This is a genomic window from Labilibaculum sp., from assembly GCF_963664555.1.
Classification (GTDB): Bacteria; Bacteroidota; Bacteroidia; order Bacteroidales; family Marinifilaceae; genus Labilibaculum.
Window position 1 is genome coordinate 2458970 of record NZ_OY761461.1, and the last position, 23810, is coordinate 2482779.

22 protein-coding genes are annotated in these 23810 nt (G+C 38.0%); 9 read left to right on the plus strand and 13 right to left on the minus strand.

All coding sequences use genetic code 11. The features are described from left to right. Positions 1–339: 339 nt before the first annotated feature. Positions 340–1266 carry a CsgG/HfaB family protein gene (locus ACKU4N_RS09825; RefSeq protein WP_321322718.1) on the minus strand — a complete coding sequence of 309 codons (927 nt, stop codon included), beginning with the start codon at positions 1264–1266 and terminating at the stop codon, positions 340–342. A gap of 330 nt (positions 1267–1596) precedes the next feature. On the opposite strand from ACKU4N_RS09825, the gene ACKU4N_RS09830 reads away from it, so the two are divergent. Further along, on the plus strand, positions 1597–4518 hold the full coding sequence (locus tag ACKU4N_RS09830; RefSeq protein ID WP_321322719.1) for a cadherin domain-containing protein: 2922 nt from the start codon (positions 1597–1599) through the stop codon (positions 4516–4518). Positions 4519–4605: 87 nt separating this feature from the next. Here ACKU4N_RS09830 and ACKU4N_RS09835 read toward each other — a convergent pair whose 3' ends face one another. The 7 genes from ACKU4N_RS09835 to ACKU4N_RS09865 form a co-directional block, all read right to left on the minus strand. Beyond that, positions 4606–5586 (minus strand): chorismate synthase, encoded by a 981-nt coding sequence (locus ACKU4N_RS09835; protein ID WP_321322720.1) that lies wholly within the window; start codon positions 5584–5586, stop codon positions 4606–4608. A gap of 53 nt (positions 5587–5639) precedes the next feature. Continuing rightward, positions 5640–6089 carry a 2-thiouracil desulfurase family protein gene (locus ACKU4N_RS09840; RefSeq protein ID WP_124993709.1) on the minus strand — a complete coding sequence of 150 codons (450 nt, stop codon included), beginning with the start codon at positions 6087–6089 and terminating at the stop codon, positions 5640–5642. Between the two features lie 174 nt (positions 6090–6263). Further along, entirely contained in the window at positions 6264–7541 is a 1278-nt protein-coding gene (gene aroA / locus ACKU4N_RS09845; RefSeq protein WP_321322721.1) for a 3-phosphoshikimate 1-carboxyvinyltransferase, read from the minus strand. 20 nt (positions 7542–7561) lie between these two features. Next, entirely contained in the window at positions 7562–8596 is a 1035-nt protein-coding gene (aroB, locus tag ACKU4N_RS09850; protein ID WP_321322722.1) for a 3-dehydroquinate synthase, read from the minus strand. 86 nt (positions 8597–8682) lie between these two features. Continuing rightward, a complete protein-coding gene (locus ACKU4N_RS09855) occupies positions 8683–9768 on the minus strand; it encodes a bifunctional 3-deoxy-7-phosphoheptulonate synthase/chorismate mutase type II (RefSeq protein WP_124993706.1) in 1086 nt (361 codons plus the stop codon). Positions 9769–9920: 152 nt separating this feature from the next. After that, positions 9921–10820, minus strand: coding sequence for a prephenate dehydrogenase (locus tag ACKU4N_RS09860; RefSeq protein WP_321322723.1), 900 nt, complete (start codon positions 10818–10820; stop codon positions 9921–9923). A gap of 19 nt (positions 10821–10839) precedes the next feature. After that, positions 10840–11994: a pyridoxal phosphate-dependent aminotransferase gene (locus ACKU4N_RS09865; protein WP_321322724.1), complete on the minus strand. Its 1155-nt coding sequence runs from the start codon at positions 11992–11994 to the stop codon at positions 10840–10842. Between the two features lie 948 nt (positions 11995–12942). Here ACKU4N_RS09865 and ACKU4N_RS09870 point away from each other — a divergent pair. The 7 genes from ACKU4N_RS09870 to trpA all read left to right on the plus strand — a co-directional run bounded on the left by ACKU4N_RS09870 (position 12943) and on the right by trpA (position 19520). Then, on the plus strand, positions 12943–14343 hold the full coding sequence (locus ACKU4N_RS09870) for an anthranilate synthase component I family protein (protein WP_321322725.1): 1401 nt from the start codon (positions 12943–12945) through the stop codon (positions 14341–14343). Between the two features lie 3 nt (positions 14344–14346). Beyond that, positions 14347–14916, plus strand: a complete 570-nt coding sequence (locus ACKU4N_RS09875; protein ID WP_321322726.1) for an anthranilate synthase component II — start codon at positions 14347–14349, stop codon at positions 14914–14916. A 41-nt stretch (positions 14917–14957) separates the two neighbouring features. Beyond that, positions 14958–15950 carry an anthranilate phosphoribosyltransferase gene (gene trpD / locus ACKU4N_RS09880; protein WP_321322727.1) on the plus strand — a complete coding sequence of 331 codons (993 nt, stop codon included), beginning with the start codon at positions 14958–14960 and terminating at the stop codon, positions 15948–15950. A 2-nt stretch (positions 15951–15952) separates the two neighbouring features. Beyond that, positions 15953–16744 (plus strand): indole-3-glycerol phosphate synthase TrpC, encoded by a 792-nt coding sequence (trpC, locus tag ACKU4N_RS09885; protein WP_321322728.1) that lies wholly within the window; start codon positions 15953–15955, stop codon positions 16742–16744. A gap of 92 nt (positions 16745–16836) precedes the next feature. Then, positions 16837–17478 (plus strand): phosphoribosylanthranilate isomerase, encoded by a 642-nt coding sequence (locus ACKU4N_RS09890; RefSeq protein WP_321322729.1) that lies wholly within the window; start codon positions 16837–16839, stop codon positions 17476–17478. Then, positions 17465–18655 carry a tryptophan synthase subunit beta gene (gene trpB / locus ACKU4N_RS09895; RefSeq protein WP_321322730.1) on the plus strand — a complete coding sequence of 397 codons (1191 nt, stop codon included), beginning with the start codon at positions 17465–17467 and terminating at the stop codon, positions 18653–18655. Before ACKU4N_RS09890 ends, trpB begins: the two co-directional genes overlap by 14 nt. Before the next feature lie 115 nt (positions 18656–18770). After that, positions 18771–19520: a tryptophan synthase subunit alpha gene (trpA, locus tag ACKU4N_RS09900; RefSeq protein WP_321322731.1), complete on the plus strand. Its 750-nt coding sequence runs from the start codon at positions 18771–18773 to the stop codon at positions 19518–19520. A 160-nt stretch (positions 19521–19680) separates the two neighbouring features. On the opposite strand, the gene tnpA is transcribed toward trpA, so the two are convergent. The 5 genes from tnpA to ACKU4N_RS09925 all read right to left on the minus strand — a co-directional run bounded on the left by tnpA (position 19681) and on the right by ACKU4N_RS09925 (position 21989). Further along, positions 19681–20148, minus strand: coding sequence for an IS200/IS605 family transposase (tnpA, locus tag ACKU4N_RS09905; RefSeq protein ID WP_321322732.1), 468 nt, complete (start codon positions 20146–20148; stop codon positions 19681–19683). Between the two features lie 796 nt (positions 20149–20944). Continuing rightward, entirely contained in the window at positions 20945–21148 is a 204-nt protein-coding gene (locus tag ACKU4N_RS09910) for a hypothetical protein (protein ID WP_321322733.1), read from the minus strand. Positions 21149–21229: 81 nt separating this feature from the next. Further along, positions 21230–21451, minus strand: a complete 222-nt coding sequence (locus ACKU4N_RS09915) for a hypothetical protein (protein ID WP_321322734.1) — start codon at positions 21449–21451, stop codon at positions 21230–21232. Positions 21452–21468: 17 nt separating this feature from the next. Then, positions 21469–21717, minus strand: coding sequence for a hypothetical protein (locus ACKU4N_RS09920; RefSeq protein ID WP_321322735.1), 249 nt, complete (start codon positions 21715–21717; stop codon positions 21469–21471). 68 nt (positions 21718–21785) lie between these two features. Continuing rightward, positions 21786–21989, minus strand: a complete 204-nt coding sequence (locus ACKU4N_RS09925) for a hypothetical protein (RefSeq protein ID WP_321322736.1) — start codon at positions 21987–21989, stop codon at positions 21786–21788. Positions 21990–22625: 636 nt separating this feature from the next. Between ACKU4N_RS09925 and ACKU4N_RS09930 the strand changes: the two genes are divergently transcribed. After that, positions 22626–23372 (plus strand): hypothetical protein, encoded by a 747-nt coding sequence (locus ACKU4N_RS09930; RefSeq protein ID WP_321322737.1) that lies wholly within the window; start codon positions 22626–22628, stop codon positions 23370–23372. Positions 23373–23810: the final 438 nt, after the last annotated feature.

Here is a 23810-nt window from a genome sequence, read left to right on the forward strand (position 1 = left end):
TTGTACTTGTTTCACTTTGGAGCGGAGGTCTTTTCGGCATAGCAATAGCGTCATCAGTCTGGTGCGGATAGGCTTGCGGTATAAAAAAATGGTCATCGCTCTCGTGCAAAAGCTTCACCGGTATAAGAATGGTATGAGGGAACGGTAGTGTCTCTATTTTTTTATTCTCGGTGGTATTCTTTTGAAATACTATTCTGTATTTAGATGAGGTATTATTGAGAGAAAAGTAAAAAAATATAACCACAGAGTACACTGAGCTTCACAGAGTCTTCTTGTTCGTTTTTCTTCTCTGCGTTACTTAGTGTTCTCAGTGGTATTCTTTTTTAATATTTTATTCGTCTATTTTAATCTCACAAAATTACCTTTTGCGAAGCCTGTGCCCTGAACAATTGAACACTTTGATGCTTTTCCATAACCGATGCTGGAATCTGTGATCTTAATTTTACCTATTTTCGAGTCTACACTACCCAATGAAATTCCTGTGTCGGGATCAATTAAATCTTCTCCTTTGCGGTAAACGGATAATTCATCTCCAATTTTTAAGCCATCGGCATCTCCTGAATTAATAAATACGACACCATCTTTCTCTGTAATTACTTTTGCCTGCCATTCAATGTTGTTGGCGCTGTTATCAATCATCAAAACGATATCTTCAATGGCTTCCCGGGCTGCTTTTCCAACAAGCGATTCATCAAAGTCTTTCTGATCTTTAAAGTTGAGTTGGTTGGTTCTTAATTTTAGTCCTTTGGCTGATTTTTGTTTCCGTACATTTTCTGCAGTAATAATTTCTCCGGTAAAAGTGTTCACCATGCGCACATCAACACCAACTGTTGCCGATTGATTGGATACACCTACACCTAATCCTTTTATGGCTCCACCAGTTTCTCCTTTTTTGTATCCAAACTCCGAAACCGAACCAATTACAGCAATTTCAACACCCAGAACACTTCCCATTTGGGCTGCGCTTTGCTGTGTCACCCGTCCGCTTTGTTCAAAATCCTGTTCGTTAAGAATCCGATCGATTTCGGCTCGTTCAATTACTCGGTAGTTGCCTGATTTTACAAGAGCTGTAGTTAGCATATCACTAACTCCATCACCAACTCCTTTGTTGTTCCACCACCGCCAGCTTTTGTCTGTTTTATCTTCGAATACAAAAACAGCAATTCTCTTTTTTATTTGTGGTTTCTGTGCAGATATTTTTGTTGCTAAAAAACAGAACAAGAAGAAACACCCACAGATCTGTAACAAATTCCCGTACTTTCTCATTTTCGGTTTAAGTTTAATTAATATCTATAAACTATTTTGTAATGAATAAGTTACGAAAAAATCAGAAGTCTGTAAAGGGGTGTCTAATACATTTACCAGCCTTTATTTAATGAGCTGAATTTCTTTAGATTGAATGATAATTAAAAATAGCACCTGTAATTTTAAATCATCTTTCATATTGTTCGTTTGGTAAATACATAATAGTTCAGATAATAATATTATGTGATTTAATAGATTGCCATAATTTCTCACTAGATTTATTGCTTAATTTGAATAATGTTATTAACATTATCCAAATTAAGATTCAATAACAACATACATTTTTACGATATGAAAAAAATCCTTTCTGTGACTCTTTGTTTGCTATTTTTAATTTTATCCTATTTAGGATTTTCTCAGTCTGACTCAGCTCCACCTGTTCCTGTTTCTTTCTCTTTTAGTCCAGACACAATCAACACCACTAACGAAGCTCAGAACGTTACTGTTTCTCTCAGGGCAACAGATGATTTAAGTGGAGTTGAATCAGCACTTGTATACTGGTTGGATCCCTTAGGAAATAACAATATTCATACAGCGTGGACAATAAATCCTGCATCAAATGATACAACTTTGACAGGTAGTACAATTTTCCCAAAAAATTCGCCAAAGGGTGACTGGGTAATTGATAGAATCGCTCTTAAAGATCGTGTAACTGATTGGAAATACTATTATACTGATGAACTTAAAGATATGGGAATATCGGCCAGGCTGCATGTAATATCCCAAACAGACTCTACACCTCCTATACCTGTTTCATTCTCTCATAGTCTGGACACGATCAATACGACTAACGAAGACCAGACTGTTTCAGTATCACTTAAGGTAACCGATGATTTAAGTGGAGTTGCATCTGTACTTGTATACTGGTTGGATCCTTTAGGGAATAACAACATTTACACTTCCTGGTATTTAAGCTCTTCGCCAAATGATACAACTTTGACAGGTAGTACAATTTTCCCAAAAAATTCTCCAGATGGCGATTGGGTGATTGATAGAATCGCTCTTAAAGATCGTGTAACTGATTGGAAATACTATTATACTGATGAACTTAAAGATATGGGAATATCGGCAAAAATACATGTTATATCCCAAACAGACTCAACCCCACCTGTACCTGTTTCATTCTTTTTTAGTCCCGACACGATCAACACATCAAACGAAGATCAAACAGTTTCAGTTTCGCTCAGAGTAACAGATGATTTAAGTGGAGTTAAATATGCACAACTATATTGGTTAGACCCTTTAGGGAATAACAATATTTATACTGCATGGACATTAGATCCTCCATCGAATGATAAAACTTTAACAGGCACTACAATATTCCCTAAAAATTCAGCTTCTGGAGATTGGGTTATCGATAGGATAGCTCTTAAAGATCAAGTAAATGATTGGAAACAATATTATACTGACGAACTGAAAGAAATGGGCATATCGGCCAAGCTTGTGAACGATCCAAGCTCAACAAGTTATCCCATTGGAGTAACTACGCTCGCAGCATCAGCAATAAGTAAAACCAGCGCACAGCTTAATGGCTTTGTCTGTTTAAATGGTGGCCAATACAAGCTTTATTTTGGCTATGGAAAAGGTGATATTATCAATCAGGAAATTGAAGTAGGTGTTAGTCTTGATGGAGTTTATAATAGCTCCTTTAATACATTTATCCAAATTACTGATCTTGCTCCAAATACTAAATACTCCTACCGACTCTTTTCTAAAGATTTTTCTGATCAGGCGCAAGAGTATGGCAACATTCTATCTTTTACTACCCTTGAAAATAAATCTCCTGTAATAAAAGACAGTACTTATCATGCAACTGAAAATCTAGATGTAAAATCTAATTTCGCAAGTCTAAGAGCTTCTGATCCAGATGGCGATATGTTGTCTTATCAAATTCTCTCAGGAAACGATGATGCCACATTTTCAATTTCATCTGAAGGGGAATTAATACTGGAAAAAGTTTTGGATTACGAAACAAAAAAACAGTATTTACTTTCTATTGAAGCATCAGACGGCTATCTTTCATATAATGCCTCTATAAATATAATCGTGGATGATAGAAATGAAGCCCCTATTGCCAGAGATTCAACTTTTATGGTAGAGGAAAACACAAGTATTCCTGCCGCAATTGGTGAACTAAACACTACTGACCCTGAAAATAATACATTAAGCTATTCGATTCTCTCAGGAAATGATGACGGTATTTTCTCTATAAATTCAGAAGGAAAATTATTACTTGAAAAGAAGGTTGATTTCGAAAGCAAAGACCAGCATTCTCTGATGGTTGATGTATCAGATGGAGAATTCAATACCAATGCCACTGTATTAGTCAATGTAGTCAATGTTAACGAAGCTCCGGTTGTGAATGATGCAACTTATTTGATTCAGGAAAATGCATCTATATCAACTGAAATAGGAAAATTAGATGCTTCTGATCCTGAAAATGATGACTTAAATTATTCTATTACTTCAGGTAATGAAGATGGTATTTTTTCCATCTCTTCAGAGGGAATAGTCATTCTAGAAAGTTCTGTTGACTATGAAGATATCACAAGTTACACGCTTGCAATTGAAATCTCTGATAGTGAATTGAGTAATACGGGTGATATTACAATAAATGTAGGTAATGTGAATGATGAAGCACCTACAAATATTCTTTTCAATAATTCTGATGAGTCATTTGTTCTAATTGGTGAATTATACACTGTTGGCCAATTGCAGATTCATTTGAGCTCAGAAGATCCGGACAGTGATACATTTACTTATTCACTAAAGGAAGGTGACGGTTCCGATGATAATGAATCGTTTGAAATTTCAGGCTCAACTCTTACCAATAAAGTAATTTTTAATGATCAGGATAAAGTGTATAGGGTAAGAATTGGAAGTTCTGATGGTGAATATTCGATTGAAGAGTCATTTGAAATTAAGGTTCAGGTAGTTGCTACTGCAATAAATGAAGTACAAGAAATTATAAGCAAAGTATATCCAAATCCTACTTCGGATAAGCTTTATTTAATCGTTTCGGAAAATATTTCTTCCGAGTTAACTGCCATTCAAATTATTGGACTTGATGGAAGAGTTTATCAAATATTAAATCCATCTTTATTAGGGAAAGGTAACATAGAAATTGATGTGAGTAGTTTACCTTGTGACACTTATATTCTGTGTTGTATTCATAAAAAGGGAGTCGATACAATTAAATTCACTAAAAAATAATTCCACTGGAATTAGCATTGTATAAGTAAATAAAAAGAGATACCAATTTTGGTATCTCTTTAGTTTTATTAAAATTTTAGCCTAAATTTACCTTCTGGCCTTATCTAACAATTTTAAATCAGCCAATGCAATTGCGGTTGCGGCTTCAATAATTACCGGAACCCGTAAAGCAATGCAGGCATCGTGCCGGCCTTCAATCAGTAAATCTTCCACTTCGCCTTTGGCAAAATTCATGGTTTTCTGATTTCTGCCAATCGATGAGGTTGGCTTTATGGCTACTCGAAATACCAGCTCGTTTCCGTTGGTAATTCCTCCGTTGATTCCTCCGGCATTATTGGTCTCCGTTTTTCCAGAGGCATCAATAAAATTATCGTTGTGTTCCGATCCTTTCATTTTTGCTGCGCCGAATCCGGAACCGAATTCAATTCCTTTGGTTGCAGGTATCGCAAAAATAAGATGCGAAATCATCGATTCTACTGAATCGAAGAAGGGTTCGCCGTATCCGATAGGAAGGTTATTGGCTCTGCATTCAACAATTCCTCCCACAGAATCGCGCTGTAGCAAAGCATCTTCAATTGCAGCATCAAAATCGCTTTGTCCGCCAACTTCGGTTAGTTTGGCATCGATTTGCACATCGCCTAATATTTTCTTGGCAACAACGCCGGCAGCTACTATCCCAAGAGTAATTCTTCCCGAAAAATGACCACCTCCGGTATAATCGTTGTGTCGGCCAAATTTATGCTGAGCTACAAAATCAGCATGTCCGGGACGCGGACTGTCCAGCAGATTGCTGTAGTCTTTCGATTTGGTATTTTTGTTATGGAACAGGATGATTAGCGGAGCACCAGTAGTTTTTCCTTCGAAGGTTCCACTCAATATGCTGGGCGTATCGGCTTCAATTCTTGGGGTTGTACCTCTTGCGCCAGACTTTCTGCGGCTTATATCGTGCAAAAGATCTTCATCGGTCAGGTCAATTCCTGATGGACATCCATCAATTGTGATACCAACTCCTTTACCGTGAGATTCTCCAAATATGCTAAGTCTAAATATTCTTCCGAAATTGTTCATTTATTATCGTTATTAGTAACCAGTCATTAGTATTTAGTAAAAATAGCTAATGTTTATTTTTCATTGGTAAGTATCGAATGAAAATTTTCTTCATTCAGTATTTGTACTCCATTTTTTGCCAGGATTTCAGCAGTAAATCCGTTTCCTTCTTTGTATTTGCCGGTGAAACTGCCGTCATAAATTTTTCCGTATCCGCATGACGGACTGTTGGCCTTTAAAATTACCGTTTTACAATGTAAGGCTTTTGCCACATTCGCGGCGATTTCGGCACCCTTGGTAAATTGGGCTGTATAATCATTTTGATCCCGGCCAATTACCTTTAATTCGTTATTGATTCTCACTATTTCGCAAGGGATACGTGGCGTACTAAGGCCTCCTAAATTTTCCGGACACAGGGCGATGGCTTTGTTTTCGAGAACCAGTTTTTTAATTTCAGGAACTTCGTTGCTTTTTCCATCGTATCTGCATTCGCAACCGGCCAAACAGGCACTAACTATTATCATTTTTTTACTATTAAGTAAGAATAAGGGGGGTGAAAAGTTTGAATTGATTGTCATTCTGAGCTTGTCGAAGAATCTTTGTGTTTGAATAGCAGATGTTTCGTCCCGATAGCCATCGGGATTGCTCAATATAATGTTTTCAAGTCAACTTTACTTTTCGGACACCCTATCTTTGTTTTATACAAACTGACTATCGAAATAAAACTGCGCTACGCCGCCACCAATTTTTCGTAAATCCGTAAAGAATTCAGGATATGATTTGGCAACACACTCATGCTGACCTATTTCAATAGGACTTGGTGATGCCAATGCTGTTACGGCCAGAGCCATTGCAATACGGTGATCATTATTACTTTTTGCCAGTCCTCCTTTTACTCTGCCACCAGGAATGATCATTTCATCACCTTCGATGCGAATCGGGACTCCAAGCTTTAAAAATTCTTTCTTCAGCACTAAGCCACGATTACTTTCTTTGTACTCTAATCGGTGAACTCCCTTAATTCTGCTTTCTCCCTCACAGTGACAGGCCAAAGCCACCAAGGGAGGGAAAAGATCAGGACTATGTGTGGCATCAAAATCAAAGGCATTTAAAGCTTTTTTCTCAACCGTTAAATTGTTTTCTTCCCATGCAATGGAAGCGCCGCATTTTTGCAAGGCATCCAAAATTGCCTTATCGGCCTGATAAGAATCCGGATTCATGTGTTCCAGTGTTACAATTCCTTTCAATGCTCCGGCAACTAAAAGAGGAGCTGCAGAACTCCAATCGGCTTCAATTGTGTATTCTGTTGGTTGATAAATTTGATTTCCTTTTATTTGAAAGTTCTCGTAATTCTCATGTTCTATTTCAATACCAAAGTGCTTTATTAAATCGAGAGTCATATTGATATAAGGAATGCTTTTTAGATCTTTCACTTTCAGTGTTGTATCTTCTTTTCGCAAGGGCAGAGCCATTAAAAGACCCGTGAGGAATTGAGATCCAAGCGATCCGTCAATTTTCGCAAAGTTACTTTTGTAGCCGCCTTTTATTCGGATGGGCAAGAATCCCTTGCCGGGATTTTCACATTCAATCCCCAAATTTTCCAATCCTTCTATAATATTATGAACGGGTCTTTTTAGGATGCTGCCTGTTCCCGTAATTTCCATTTCTTCCGGCTTGAGTGCAACAATGGGAGAGAACATTCGTAACGAAAGTCCGGATTCTCCAACATGAATGCTATTGGGAGCTTCGCTTACTTTGGAAGTGATTTCTACCGAATTTTCCTTTTTGGTGACTACCGAACCCATCCGCTGAATGATATCTGTTGCTGCATCAGCATCTTCACATTTGCAGGGATTGTGAATTACAGAGTTTCCGTTCGCCAACATTGCAGCGGCTAAAGCTCTTTGCATCATGCTTTTCGAGGAAGGAGGCGTTAGCCTTCCTTTAATGGTTGAGGATTGAATTCGAACTCTCATAATTTTGGGTATTAATGTGGTTAATTAGGATTGGCACAAAGTGCAATCACCTTGGTTTTAAGTTCTTCAATAGGAAGGGTGACAATTGTGGCTTCTCCTATTTTTTTGAGTAGAATAAAATCAATGGCCGATCGGTTTTTCTTTTTGTCCTTGATCAGATATTGATTAATCATATCTGCGGAAACGTCATGATCCAGAGGCAATTCAAATTTTCGCAATAAGTCATTGGCTCTTTTCGCATCAACATCGCTTAGTTCACACAATTCCTGAGACAATTGGCAGGCTAAATTCATACCAACCGATACCGCTTCGCCATGAGTTAAATCTGAATTATTCTCAATAGCATGACCAATGGTGTGACCGAAATTCAACTTTTTGCGTTCGCCTTTTTCAAAAGGATCACCTTCAACAACCTCAGTCTTAATTGAAACTGCCCGGTAAACCAAATTTTCCATCAAATTCGGATCTAAGTTCAGAAGTGCCTCACAGTTATCATTCAGGAAGTTATAAAGGTCTTCATCTTTAATAAAAGCATGCTTAATTACTTCACCAAATCCACTTCTTACTTCACGTTTGGGTAAGGTTTTAAGCAATACCGGATCGCAAATCACAAACTTTGGAGGATTGAAAATGCCAATCATGTTCTTCAGTTTGCCAAAATTGATTCCGTTTTTTCCGCCAACACTGGCATCAACCTGAGACAGCAGGGATGTACTGATGAAACCAAATTCAAGCCCCCGCATAAAAATAGAAGCCACAAAACCTGTAACATCAGAAACCAAACCACCGCCCATTCCCAACAGAAAACTATTTCTGTCAGCACCTCTTTCAAGTAGCTGATCAATGATCTTTTCAACAGTTTGCCAGTTTTTGTTTCCTTCGCCACAACCCATTACGATATAATCGAATTGATTGATGAATTCGGAGTAGTGCCGGTAAATGTTCTCATCGCAAATTAGAAAGCATTTTTTCTCCGGCAGGTAGTTCTTAATATTTAGATAAGATTCTCCTACAAAAATACTGCTGTTTTGCTTTTCGATGTGTATGGTCTTCATTTGTCAAAAGAGATGTGAGAAATGAGATAATAGATATGAGAAAGAAAAAATCTCACTTCTCATATCTAAAATCTTATTGTCTCTTGTTACGAGTTCATTATTTCTTCCTGTTGGTTGATCGATTCCTGATGGATCGCTTTGAATAAGCTGTTAATGAATTGTTCGCTAAAGCCTTTTTTCTTACCATTTTCCATGCTTTTTTCCAGAATACTTCCCCAACGTTTGTTTTGCAAAACGGTGATGTTGTTTTCTTTCTTGTAGTGACCAATTGTTTTGGCTACCTGCATGCGGTTCTCTAATAACTCCAGTAATTTCTGATCGAAATCATCAATTAAATGTCTTAATTCGCCAAGAGTATTGTCAACCAATTCATTTGGTGCCTCAGGATCACGAAGTACCAAGTTAGCTAAAAGTTCCTGAAGAGCGACAGGGGTTAATTGCTGCTTGGCATCACTCCATGCTTCTTCGGGTTTGCAATGCGATTCAATTATTAATCCCTCGTAGTTCAAATCCATCGATTTTTGAGCGATTTCTTCAAGTAGGTCACGATCTCCTGTAATGTGACTAGGGTCGCAAAAGATAGGGAGTTGCGGCATTCTTCTTTTCAATTCGATAGGAATTTGCCATTGAGGATCATTTCTGTATTTCAATTTTTGGTAAGTTGAAAATCCACGGTGAATCGCAGCTAATCTGGTTAATCCAACAGCATGCAGTCTCTCAATTGCACCCATCCAAAGCTCCAAATCAGGATTAATTGGATTTTTCACCAAAACAGGAATATCATGACCGCGCAATGCATCAGCAATTTCCTGAACAGCAAATGGATTAACTGTGGTTCTTGCGCCAATCCATAAAATGTCAACCCCTGCACCCAAAGCCAATTCAACGTGACGGGCGTTGGCTACTTCTGTAGCTGTAATCAATCCGAATTCTTCTTTTACTTTTTGCAGCCAGATCAATCCTTTTGCGCCAATTCCTTCAAAGCTGTTTGGACGGGTACGTGGTTTCCAGATTCCTGCGCGGAAAATTGGAATACCTGCAGCTTTAATTCCTCTTGCTGCATCCATCACTTGTTCCTCGGTCTCTGCACTGCAAGGTCCTGCAATAACCATTGGGCGGGTACTAACGTCAACCGGCCAGCTACTTAGATCCTTAATTTCCAAATTCTTCATTGTATACTGTTTTTTTTACTCTTTTCTGAGTGATTAAAAATATGGTTTCTTTTTCTTTGGTCAATTATACTCTGAAATTAACTTCAGAGTATATTTCTATTTTCTTGTGTTTTTCCTTGATTCTTTTGGCTTATTCTTTTCCACTTAAAATTTTAAGCTCTGTTCTTAATTTTCTCAGTCTTCTCGATTGTTTCCTTCTCGTTTTTTTCTTTTTGATCAAGAACTCTTCTAATGTCGTTTGCCTCAAATATTAAATCATTAACCCCTGTCAAATCATCTTCTTCAATTAAGTCTTTAAATTGCTGAAGTGTGTTAATGTATTTTTGAAGCACTTTTCCAATGTTTTTCTTGTTCTGTTGAAAAATTGGTGTCCACATTTCGGCCGAACTCTTTGCCAATCGAACAGTAGAATCAAATCCACCACTCGCCAGTTCAAAAATGTGTTTGTCGGCTTTTTCTTTGTGCAACACCGTTAACGATAAAGCGAAAGCACTAATGTGTGATAAATGAGAAACGTAAGCCGTTTGTCTGTCATGCACTTCAGCATCCATAAATACACACCTCATTCTTAGGCAATGGAACATTTCTGTGATCAGCTTTACTGCTTTTTTATCTGAATCTTCCGGATTACAAATAATGGAACATTTTCCATCGAATAAACCAGAATGTGCTGCCTGTGGTCCTGAGAATTCAGTTCCCGCCATAGGGTGAGCAGGTACAAACTGATTTCTTTTCGGATGATTTGCAACCGACTCTATCAACTGTTCTTTTGTTGATCCTAAATCGGTAACAATCTGATGATCTATTAGATTCATAATGTTTGGTAATGCTCGTAAGCAAGCATCAACAGGAATCGCTAAAACAACCAGATCTGATGATTGTACTGCACTTTTTAAATCCTGAATTTCATCAACGAGGCCTAATTTTTTAGCCGCGTGAGCATTAAGAGTGTTGTTATCAACTCCAATCACTTTGCTGACAAAATCTCTTTTTTTCAAATCAAGAGCTATCGATCCTCCAATTAATCCCAATCCTATTACTGATAGTATCATTGCTTCGAATTTTTCGGTTCTAATTTTCTTTAATTCTATTAATGGCTTCTTCAATTACTGCCTCATTGCTGCACAATGAAATACGAATGTATTTATTTCCCTGATCTCCAAAAATTCCACCAGGAGTGATAAATACTTTTGATTCCTTAAGCACTTTATCACTTAGTTCGTAGCCATCCTTGTATTTTTCAGGAATTGCAGCCCAAACAAACATTCCGCCCTGATCTTCTCTAGGAGAACACTCAATCAGATTCATCAGCTTAAAAACCAAATCCCGTCTGGTTTTGTATACTTTATTTATGGAGTCGTACCAGCTTTGATCCTGAGCCAAGGCTTTAACAGCAGCTTGCTGAACCGGATAAAACATCCCGGAATCCATATTGGTTTTTACTTTCAATACAGGTTCCAGCATTTCCGCTTTTCCGCAAATCATTCCAACTCTCCAGCCCGGCATATTGTGCGACTTACTTAGAGAGTTTAACTCGATGCAGCAATCTTTTGCTCCTTCAATGCTCATAATACTCATCGGAGAATCGTTAAGAATAAAGCTGTAAGGATTGTCATTAACAATCAATATTTTGTGTTTTCTGCCAAAAGCAACCACTTTTTCGAGTAATTCTTTGCTTGCCCTTGCTCCGGTTGGCATATGAGGATAGTTGATCCACATGATCTTCACCTTGCTTAAATCTCTTTTTTCAAGAGCATCGAAATCAGGATGATAATTATTCTCTTCAACCAATGGATAAGAAACAATTTTTCCGCCCAGCAGGTTGGTTACCGATGTGTAAGTAGGATAGGACGGATTTGGAATTAAAACTTCGTCGCCTTCATTCAAATAAGCCAGTGAAGTAATCATGATTCCTTCTTTCGATCCCATTAAGGGCAATATCTCGTTAGCCGGATTTAAATCTACATCGAAAAAGGTTTTGTACCATTTCGAAAATCCTTCCCGTAAGGCAGGAATTCCCTGGTACGATTGGTAACCGTGGCTTTTTGGATGTTCACAGGCATCTTTAAGCATTCCCCAGGTATCTTCAGAGGGAGACATGTCCGGATCACCAATTCCCAGATTTAGAACTTTTACTTCACCTTCGTTTAGTTTCGCTATTTCTTTCAGTTTTACAGAGAAATAGTACTCTTTAACTCCTTGGGTTCTGTTTGCTGGTTGAATCATTATTCTAGTGGTTAAAATTTTGGTTCTGTTTCAAAAAAAAAAATCCTGCTCGTTTGGAACAGGATTTTTGTTATACTTTTTATTTAGAATTAGGTATAAGGCATCCCGCCCGGTCGTTGTTGTACCAGAAATAAAAATAATAATATCGAAATGCCAATCCTGAATCTGTCATTGTAATTTTAATATGAAAAAGGTCTTACCTGTTGGGCAAGACCTTTAAATGTATCTTTTCGAGTTGTTACATATCAATTCTTGCCCTTATCGTTGTGGATAACAGAAATACCAAAAATAATAAAAGTAAGTACTGAATGTTTTCATAGTAATAATCAACTGTTTCATTATTGTCTGCACCAAATGTATGAATTATTTCTTATCCTGCAAATCTATTTTTTAGAATTAATAAATTGCTAACGTTTGAATTGTTCTGGTGCGTTTAGTTGGAGGTCTAGTAAAATCAGGTAGTTTGAGCTTTTTTGATAAATAATTAGAAAATAGTATAATTTTATTTGTTGGTGTAAAATAGGGGGTGTGTAAGATAATTTGCGGTTTTTATATGCAGTACCCTATTATGAATTGGGGTGGTGTTGAATGATTATAGTGTTGGGATTGGACTTGCGTGATTTAAATTAAAAAAAATAATAGTAGCTGTAAGTCTTTGTTTTAAAGGAAAAGTTTTACTTATTTTTCTTGAGTGTTGGATAATTTGTGAATTAAGATTTGGAATTTGAATAAATTATTAATTAGATTTGTAGGAAGAAAAAAAAGAAACATGATTGGAATGAATAGCAAATATTGGTGGTGGCACAATTACAAACTCTCAAAACCAGAGCAGAGGTGACCTCCGTATGTGCAAAATTTAGTTCCTAAAAATATATTAAGAACATAGCAAACGGCCTACTGATACTCAGTAGGCCGTTTTTTTTTGAATCGAATTTAACCAGCAGCCAAATGATAAAGTTTAAATACCTAAAAAAAGAATTACTTGCCGATGTAATTACTCCGGTGAGTATGTATCTGAAATTGAGAGATCGGTTTCCGGGTGCAATATTATTGGAAAGTTCGGATTACCACAGTCCTGAAAATGCAAGCTCTTTTATTGCCTTGGAGCCAATTGCAAGCATCACTTTAAAAGATGGGCAGCTGATTGAAGAAATAGAAGGCAAAAAAGAAATTTGTGATGCTGTAGGCAAGGGGAAACGCTTTGTTTCAGGTAAGTTGAAGGACTTTGTGAATCAATTTGATCTGGAAGGAAAGGAAAATGTACCCAAGGCAAATGCACTTTTTGGTTACACAACATACGATGCAGTTCCTTATTTCGAGGACTTGGATTTTAATCTGGAGAAAAAACAGTCGGGGATTCCGCAAATGTGCTATTCTCTTTACCGGTTCATCATCGAAGTAAATCATTTCAACAATACTTTGAAGATTATTGAATTGGTGAAAAATGGGGATGAGTCCAGAATACGTGAAGTTTCTGATTTGTTGAGAAATAGAAACCTGCCGGCTTTTACTTTTTCGCTGGAAGGTGAGGAGCAATCGAATATGGACGATGAAACCTATAAAAAAATGGTGACTTTGGGTAAGAAGCACTGCAAAAGAGGTGATGTTTTTCAGATTGTTCTTTCCCGTCAGTTTTCACAAGCTTACAAAGGTGATGATTTTAATTTGTACCGTGCTTTGCGATCAGTTAATCCATCGCCTTACTTGTTTTATTTCGATTACGGATCGTTCCGGATTATGGGATCATCGCCTGAAGCACAGATTGAAATTAAAAATAAGAAGGCATACATTCACCCAATTGCAGGAACATTTAGAAGAACAGGTGATGCCGTGAAAGATGCTGAATTGGCTAAAGATCTTCTGAAGGACGAAAAAGAACAGGCTGAACACGTGATGCTGGTCGATTTGGCCAGAAACGATTTAAGTCGTGATGCACAAAATATCAAAGTAGAAACCTTTTGTGAAGTACAGTATTTTTCACACGTAATTCATTTGGTATCTAAGGTTTCCGGCGAGCTTCCTGATGATTACAACCCGTTTCAATTGATGGGAGATACATTTCCTGCAGGAACCTTATCGGGAGCACCTAAATACCGTGCTATGCAGTTGATCGATGAATACGAACCAACGGCAAGAGGTTTTTACGGCGGTTGTATTGGTTCATTGGGATTTAACGGGGAAGTAAATCAGGCAATCATGATTCGAAGCTTTTTAAGCAAGGACAATCAGCTGTACTTTCAGGCTGGTGCCGGAGTGGTTGAAAAATCGAAAGAGGAAAATGAGTTAAACGAAGTAGGTAATAAATTGGCTGCCTTGCGAAAAGCAATGGAATTGGCTCAAAATATATAGGATATGAAGATTTTAGTTTTGGATAATTACGATTCCTTCACCTATAATTTGGTGGAATATTTGCGAAAGTTAGGTGCGAAGGACATTGAAGTGCACAGAAACCGGGAAATCGATTTGAAAGAGGTGGCAAAGTTTGATAAGATCCTATTGTCGCCTGGACCAGGGATTCCTGACGAAGCAGGGATTTTAAAAGATGTGATCCGCGAATACGCAGCCACCAAATCGATATTAGGTGTTTGTTTGGGAGAACAGGCAATTGCAGAAGTGTTTGGCGGAAACATTGAGAATTTGGATAAAGTATATCATGGTGTGGCTACTTCGGTTTTTCGGACTGCTGATGACAAAGGTGTTTTGCAGGGAATCGATCAGGAGTTTACGGCAGGAAGATATCATTCATGGAATGTAACCAAAGAGAATTTGCCGGATTGCTTGCTGGTTACCTGCGAAGATGCTGAAGGACAGATCATGGGAATCCGCCACAAGGAATATGATGTGCAGGGCGTGCAGTTTCATCCCGAATCGGTATTGACTCCCAATGGATTGAAAATGATTGAAAACTGGTTAAATTCTTAAGTCTAACATCTCAATTCTTACATCTCAAATCTATATTAACAATGAAAAATATACTTCACCATTTATTTGAACACAAAACCTTAAAAAAAGAGGAAGCGAAAGAGGTTTTAATTCAGATTGCAAAAGGGAATTTTAACGAATTTCAAATTACTTCTTTTTTAACGGTTTTTATGATGCGAAGCATTACCGTTGAAGAATTAACAGGATTTCGTGAAGCACTTCTTGAATTATGCATTCCTGTTGACCTATCGGAATACAATGGCGTTGATTTGTGCGGAACCGGAGGCGATGGAAAAAACACCTTTAACATTTCAACTTTAGCTTCATTTGTAGTGGCCGGTGCAGGAGAAAAAGTAACCAAACACGGAAATTACGGTGTTTCTTCTTTTTGCGGATCGTCTAACGTGATTGAGCACTTGGGTTATCAGTTTAAAAATAAGGAAGAGGATTTGAAACGGGATCTGGATAAAGCAGGAATTTGCTTTCTACACGCTCCTTTATTCAATCCGGCCATGAAAAATATAGCGCCAATTCGTCGCGATTTAGGGGTTCGTACCTTTTTCAACATGTTAGGACCTTTGGTAAATCCATCTCGGCCAAAGAATCAGATTGTCGGGGTTTTCGATTTGGAACTGGCCCGTTTGTATCAGTATTTATTGCAGGAAACAGATTCCAGTTATACAATCATTCATGGAATTGATGGGTACGATGAGGTTTCCCTGACCGGAAAAGTGAAATTGATTGGCAACCAGATGGAAGAGCTGTTGGAGCCGGAAGCATTTGGAAAAAGGAAATTGAATCCGGAAGAATTGTATGGCGGTGAAAGGGTAGAGGAAGCGGCTAAAATTTTTGTCGATATTTTGAAAGGGAAAGGAACTTATGCACAGAACTCGGTAGTTACGATCAATGCAGGCTTGGCAATTCATTGTTTGCATCCTGAAATTAGCAGGGAAGATGCCATTGGCAGAGCCGAAGAAGCTTTGCTTTCGGGAAATTCGTATGAGGTATTGAAGAAACTGACAAAAGGAAATTAGGCATGAATGCAAAGCAAAATATATTAGACAAGATTGTGCAGCAAAAATTGGCTGAAGTAGCTGTTGCGAAAGAACAGATGCCCATTTTTCAATTGATGGAGCAGGAGAATTTCAAACGTACTTGTTTCTCAGCCAAAGAATCGATTAGCAGGAAGGGCGCTTCGGGTGTGATTGCAGAATTCAAACGTCAGTCGCCTTCGAAGGGAGTGATTAATGGAACGGCAAAACCGCAGGAAGTGGTGAAAGTCTATCAGGAAGCAGGGGTTTCGATGGTTTCAGTACTGACTGATGAGGTGTTTTTTGGCGCAAAAGATTCAGATTTTGAGTTGGCCAGACAGACGTTAAGCATTCCATTGCTGCGGAAAGAATTCATAGTAGATGCCTATCAGATTTACCAGTCGAAAGCCATGGGCACCGATGTGATTTTGTTGATTGCAGCTATATTGAGTCCGCAGCGCTGCAAGGATTTTGCCTTTATCGCAAAGGACTTGGGCATGGAAGTATTGCTTGAACTGCACGATGAATCGGAACTGGAACACGTGAACCGATTTGTCGATTTGGTGGGAATCAACAACCGAAACCTGAAAGATTTTTCGGTTGATACCGATCGATCAATCCGATTGGCGGCCAAATTACCCGAAGACATAATCCGCGTAGCCGAAAGTGGTCTGGATAGTCCTGAAGTTGTTCGGAGGATGAGGGAGAATGGTTTTCAGGCATTTTTAATGGGAGAATATTTTATGAAAACAGAACAACCGGGTTTAACCTGTCGTCAATTTATATCGAATCTGTAGGGACACGCCATGGCGTGTCCGAATGGCGCATTCGAATGATGAGTTGAACAATATGACCTGTCTGTACATTACGGCAATTAAATAAAAAAACAATGAAAATAAAAGTCTGCGGTCTTCGCGATAAAACAAACCTTAAGGAGCTGACAGCATTGCCGTTGGATTACATGGGCTTTATCTTTTATTCAAAATCTGTACGTTATGTGGGTGACGATTTTGATGAAGAAATCACGAAGATGATTCCATCGCATATCCGTAAAGTTGGTGTTTTTGTGAACGAAGCCGCAGAAAAGATTCTGACTTTGGCGAAGAAATATCAACTTGATGCAATTCAGTTGCACGGAGACGAAAGTCTGGAAGACTGTCAGAAAATAAAAGATTCTGGCTTAGAGGTGTTTAAAGCCTTTCAGGTGAATGAGTCATTTCAATTTAAAAGTCTGGATACTTATCAATCTGCATGTGATTATTTTCTATTCGATACAAAATCAGATGCGTATGGAGGAAGCGGAAAAAAGTTCGATTGGCGAATCCTCGAAAATTACAAAGGCGAAACTCCTTTTTTCCTGAGTGGAGGAATTGGAATTGAAGATATTGAGGCGGTAAATGCCTTTCAGCATTCCAAGCTATTTAGCTTGGATGTGAATTCAGGATTTGAACAAAGTCCTGCAGTAAAGAATGTGGTATTGGTAAAAGAGTTTTTAAAATCAGTAAGACAAACTAAAGATGAGCAAAAATAAATATGCAGTAAATGAGCGTGGTTACTACGGGCAATTTGGCGGTGCTTACATTCCGGAATTGTTACGTGCCAATGTTGATGAATTACGCGAAAACTATCTGAAAATTATCAATTCGGAGCAGTTTCAGAAGGATTATAAACGATTGTTGGATAATTACGTGGGCCGGCCAACACCATTAACTAAAGTTGGTAATTTATCGAAGCGTTACGGAACCAATATCTACTTAAAACGCGAAGACTTAACGCATACCGGAGCTCATAAAATAAACAATACCATTGGGCAGATTCTAATTGCCAAATACATGGGCAAAAACCGTATCATTGCTGAGACAGGAGCAGGGCAGCATGGTGTGGCAACGGCTACCGTTTGTGCTTTGTTTGGATTGGAATGCATTGTGTATATGGGCGCCCTGGATATCGAGCGTCAGGCACCAAATGTGGCTCGTATGAAAATGCTGGGCGCGAAGGTGGTTCCTGCCATTTCGGGAAATCAGACCTTGAAGGATGCCACCAACGAGGCCATCCGCGATTGGATTGCCAACCCGAATTCATTCTACCTGATTGGTTCGGTGGTTGGGCCGCATCCATATCCCGATATGGTAACCCGCTTGCAGTCGATTATATCGAAAGAAATTCGTGAGCAATTAACCATTGAGACAGGGAATCCGAATCCTGATTACGTGATTGCCTGTGTAGGTGGTGGCAGCAATGCCGCGGGAGCTTTTTATCACTATCTGGATGAAGAGGATGTGAAATTAGTGGCTGTTGAGGCTTCCGGCCTGGGTGTTAACAGTGGCGAAACAGCAGCAACCATTACCATTGGCGATGTTGGTTTTATTCACGGCAGCAAAACCATGCTGATGCAGGATGAAGATGGTCAGATTACGGAACCTTACTCCATTTCGGCAGGTTTGGATTATCCGGGCGTTGGACCTTTGCACGCACATTTGGCCGAAACGGGCAGGGCACAATTTCTCTCGGTAACCGATCAGGAAGCTTTGGATGCCGCTATGATACTGGCACAATCCGAAGGAATTATTCCCGCTTTGGAATCGGCACATGCTTTGGCAGCCTTGGAGCAAATGACCTTTGATAAAGACGATGTGGTAGTCGTGAATCTTTCAGGAAGAGGCGATAAGGATATGGAGACCTACATGAAAGAAATTAATAATTTGTAATTAATATTAGATAACCCCAAACCCCTAAAGGGCTTAAAAAAATCATAATATGCGTCTAAAGTTGTGAAGACTCACATATCTCACATCTCAAGTCTCACGTCTCAAATCTAAACTAATGAACCGAATAGATCAATTATTTCAAAATAAAGGAAAGGATATCTTATCCATCTATTTTCCTGCCGGATATCCAAACTTGAACGACACCGTACCCAACCTGCAGCTTTTGCAGGACAAAGGGGTTGATTTGGTAGAAATTGGAATCCCATTTTCCGATCCATTGGCCGACGGACCTGTCATTCAGATTGCTGCAAAGCAATCCTTGGATCAGGGAATGAGCCTGAAACTGCTTTTTGAGCAGCTAAAGGATGTTCGCCGCAGCATTACAATGCCTTTGATATTAATGGGCTATTGGAATGTTGTTTTTAAATATGGTGTGGATACTTTCCTGCTGGATTGCCAAAGCTGTGGTATCGACGGAGTGATTCTGCCCGATTTGCCATTGGAAGAGTACGAAGAGGAATTCAAAGCAAAGTTTGAATCGCACGGCGTGTATAACATTCTGTTGGTAACTCCGCAGACTACCGACCAGCGCATGGCGAAAATTGAAAAAGCTGCCAAAGGATTTTTATACATGGTTTCATCCTCGGCTACTACAGGCGGCGCTTTGGAGCAGAGTACCGAGAGGGAAGACTACTTTAAAAAGGTAACAAGTCTGGATATTCCTTCCCTCATCGGATTTGGAATTCACGACAAGGCAAGCTTTCAGCATGCTTCCGGTTTTTCGAACGGAGCAATTATTGGCACCGCATTCATAAAAGCCTTAGCCGGCGGTACGGCTTCCGAATTTATTGATGCTTTATTGTAAGAAATGAATAAAGTTTGCTGCTAATAATCCCGAAGGGATTTGATGTTTATAGCACATGATTAAGGGTGTGATATTTGACCCCGATGGGGTCACACCTTTACCTTCACGATTGTTGCTATAAACATTTGAATCCTGCGGATTCCATTTCTTTTGGATCTATTTAATCTTCAATCCATTTAAATAAATAATCATCCTTGAAATCAATCTCATATTTCTTTAAAAATGAAATATATTCTTCTTTAAATGATTTGCGTTTGTGATGTTCTTTCTGATTTTGAATATACCTCACTACATGATCCAATGCGGAATGAGAATATGAAAAAGCACCATAACCTTCCTGCCATTCAAACCTAAATTGTGAAAATCCTTTTTCTTTAATAAAGGTGTTCGACGATTTTTTAATTTCCCTTACCAAATCAGATAAACAACAGCTTGGTTTCATTCCTATCAAAAAATGAATATGATCTGGCGTGCCATTTACGGCAAGTATTTTCTGCCCTTTGTTTTGAACAATACCTGTTATGTATTTAAACAATTCTTCTTCCCAGTCCTTTTTTATTAAAGATTCTCGGCCTTTAACTGCAAAAATTATCTGGATATAAATTTGGGAGAATGTACCAACGCTCATTATTTCTATTTTGTTGATTTAATGAAATTTAATTGTTTGAAATTAGACATCTTTTAAAGACATTGAATGGGGATTTTAAGAAATGATTTTTAGATGATCTTATAAAATTCCGAGAGGATTTCATGTTTATATAATTTGATGTAAATGGGGGGAATCCCAGAGGGATTTAATGTTTATAGCACATGATTAAGGGTGTAATATTCGACCCCATCGGGGTCGAACCTTTACTTTCACGTTTGTTGCTATAAACATTTGAATCCTTCGGATTCCATTTTGCATTCTTTCAGTTAAGGGAAAATCCGGCAAGATCCTTTCTTTTTGTTTGTGCGATGCAATTAAATTATTCCTTACTGCTTCCTTCCAGTTGTTTTTGCAGTTGTGTTTGCATTACATAGAACTACTAAGGCAATTTATTTTACTTCTTTATCGAATTGGTTATCGTTTTATAAAACACCACAATGATAATGACTCCAAAACATACAATGTTTGCAATTCCGATTATAGTTCCAAAAATAGAATTAGTTGTATTCAATATGTAGATTCCTAATACTATGAATAAGAATGAAAGTCCAAATGCTTTTAAAATACGTAAGAATTTTTTCATATTTTCTTTTTTTGTTAGTTTCATTGCAATGAATGCCAATGTTAATCTGTCTAATAAGCTCAAGTAACTCACTTTGATTCTAATATTTCTTCATTTTTACAGATAACTACCTAAATAGCCTACCATCAAGAGTTACTTTTCCTATAAATCAGGATTTTTGTCTCTCATGATAAATTGTCACGATCAGAAATACTAGACGTTGGGTGTGTTCATTCTGTTTTTATAGGCAATCCGAATAAATCCCGATACGGTAATAAATCCTATTCCAATAATAAATCGATATTCTTTAAAAGGATTCCAGGAAATGATATCAGTTAATGCAATAATCAGTATAATCAGCATCATCAACCAAATCAGTATGCCTAAAGCCCAAATTGTTTTCGTTAATAAATTCATTTCAATCTGTTTATAAATATGTGGTGAATTCTAAGTAAACACAACCGTGTTTAGTCCAATAATCAATTTTTAGCCGTTCGCTTATTCACTAACAGCCTTCATCTTCACATACACCATTTTCACAATAGCCAGAGTTGCCAAAATCTTAAGCATATTTCCAGCAGCAACACCAACAGCATAACCCAAATTGTAAGGGGTAGAGTTGACATCGCTAAATGACATGTCGAATACTGTGAAAATAAGAGAAAGTAAAAAGATGCAAAATAGCATCAGAAAAAAACGGAGGGTCTTGTCGTTTGTCATTTTTAGTTTTTTAATACTTATGGTTTGGGTTGAATGTTTTTTGTCAGGTTATTTGTTTTTATAGCTTTTTCTGCATTTATCTTTTTAATCATTGCATTACCAATCAAACCGGCCAATACAAAAAAAATTAAAAAGCCTGCCGATGAAAAGATAATTTTCCAGGTTTCTCCAGTATCGAAACTATTAATCATGACAATAAAAGACCATATCAAACTTACCTTCATAGGAATAAGTACTGCAATAAATTTCTTCTTTAAGTCACTCATGTCTTATCGATTTCAATTTTACAAACTGTAATTTTGTCTCTCCTAATAGATTGTCACGATCAGAAATACTATACATTGCGTGTGTTCATTCTGTTTTTATAGGCATTTCGAATAAATCCAGATGTGGCAATAAATCCGATTGCAATAATAAATCGATATTCCTTAAAAGGATTCCAGGAAATGATATCAGTCAATGCAATAATCAGTACAATCAGCATCATCAACCAAATCAGTATGCCTAAAGCCCAAAATATTTTCGTTAATAAATTCATATCAGTCTGTCTATAAATATGTGGTGAATTTGAAATAAACACAAGGGTGTTCATTTTTTTTATCAGTTTCTTTGCCTTCCCAATAAAACACCCCAAAGCTTTTTGTATAGTAAATAGCCCTGTGTTTTCTGTTTAGCCACCGAATGTAATCATAAAATGGGAATGTGTATTTGTTTTGCATGCAAAAAATGCCTGATGCAGTCAATATTTCCAAATTTGGTACTGCATATAATTCTTTGGGCATTGCTTGTGCCGTAAGTTGTGGCATGTGTTTTCTTCCTTTTCTAAAATCTCTTGTTAGTCAGGGGTAAGAGATTTTAATGTGGTTCGTAAACTGCATTTTTCTTTTTGCTTCCTTATAATTTATTTAACGCATAAATTTTTTTCGTTGTGTTTTTTTTTTATAAAATCCGCAAGGGCGTGTGTTTACTGCATCTCCAGTTGTATGCGTACATAATAATTGTGCTGTTCTGAAGTACTAATGCGCTGAAAAGTTTTTTTATTTAATAATTATTATTTAGATTCAATATGTTTTTGTTAAGCAGTTGTTCCCGGCCGGGGCGGTACAATCAAAACAAAATTTGTGTGGATGAACAGGTGAGGAAGGATAGTATTCACTTTTTTAAAACTATTATTATGTCTGATCAACAAGATTTGTTGAATTATTTGGAAGAAATTAAGGCAGTGCCCGATGAAAAGATTGTGTATTGCGATCTGCCCTACAAGGTATTTATCGACGAATGTGAAGGGCTTCACTCTCGTGCAAGTATCGATTTGCCTTTGTTGCAGGCTTTTAATTTTAATCCTGAAAAATTGGATCGTCTTTTGGGTTTAACCAGGGCGCTGCGCACCTCTCAATCGAACTGGGAATCGATGAAAACCGATAAGAAAATGGCAATGGATATTTGGGAAGCCGAAGCTCCTGCCATGTATATGTTTCATCATGAATTAATTGCTCATATGGGTTTTGCATTTAGAGCTGATCCAGGCTTGCTAAAAATGTTAGATCTTATTAAAGAGGGCGATTCGAGAGCCGATACGATTCAGGATTTGGCCAGCTTGTCGATTTTGGGTAAGGAAAATCAAGATTTATTAACTGCTATTAATTTTGATTTGTCTCAACTGGATACTGCAGCCGAAATGGCCGACAGAATGGGGCGTTTGTTAGGTGATATTAATGGTAGAATGTATTTTGAGGATGAGATTAAACTAATCCGCGATAAAGCCTACACCTTAACAAAAGAAGTGGTTGATGACATTCGTGCTTACGGCAAATTTGCATTTAGAAATAAGGAAGTAAAGCTGCACGGGTACGCCAGTAAATACAACCGCGAACGTGCGGCAGCATACCGAAAGGCTAAGGCCGGAGAAGAAATTATTTAAATGCCTGAGGATGCTGCTGTCATCCTCTTTTGTTACTTGTTTTTGATGTTTAAGTTGTATGGAGAGCAGATTTGCTCTCCATTTTTTTATTTCTGTACGCTAAGGATAGTCATTTGCACGCAGGGATGGACTTCCGTTACGCCGGTTTTTTGTTCCGTACGCTTCGGTGAAAGTTCTGTTACCTGATTTTATCATTCGTAGGCCAAGGAATGTGTTCCGGTATTTGGGTTTGGTGCTGCGTACGCAATTTTAGTTGTTCCGTAACAAGGGGTAGGTATTCCTTGTTGTCACGGAAGTCTTACTCCATGTCACGGAAGTTTCATCCCATGTCACGGAAACCTTTCCCCATGTCACGGAAGAGCAATTTTCGGACACGGATTGGCTTATTGCGGCGCACAAATCTATTTTGTCCGCAAATGAGCCTGTTTTGCAAATAGA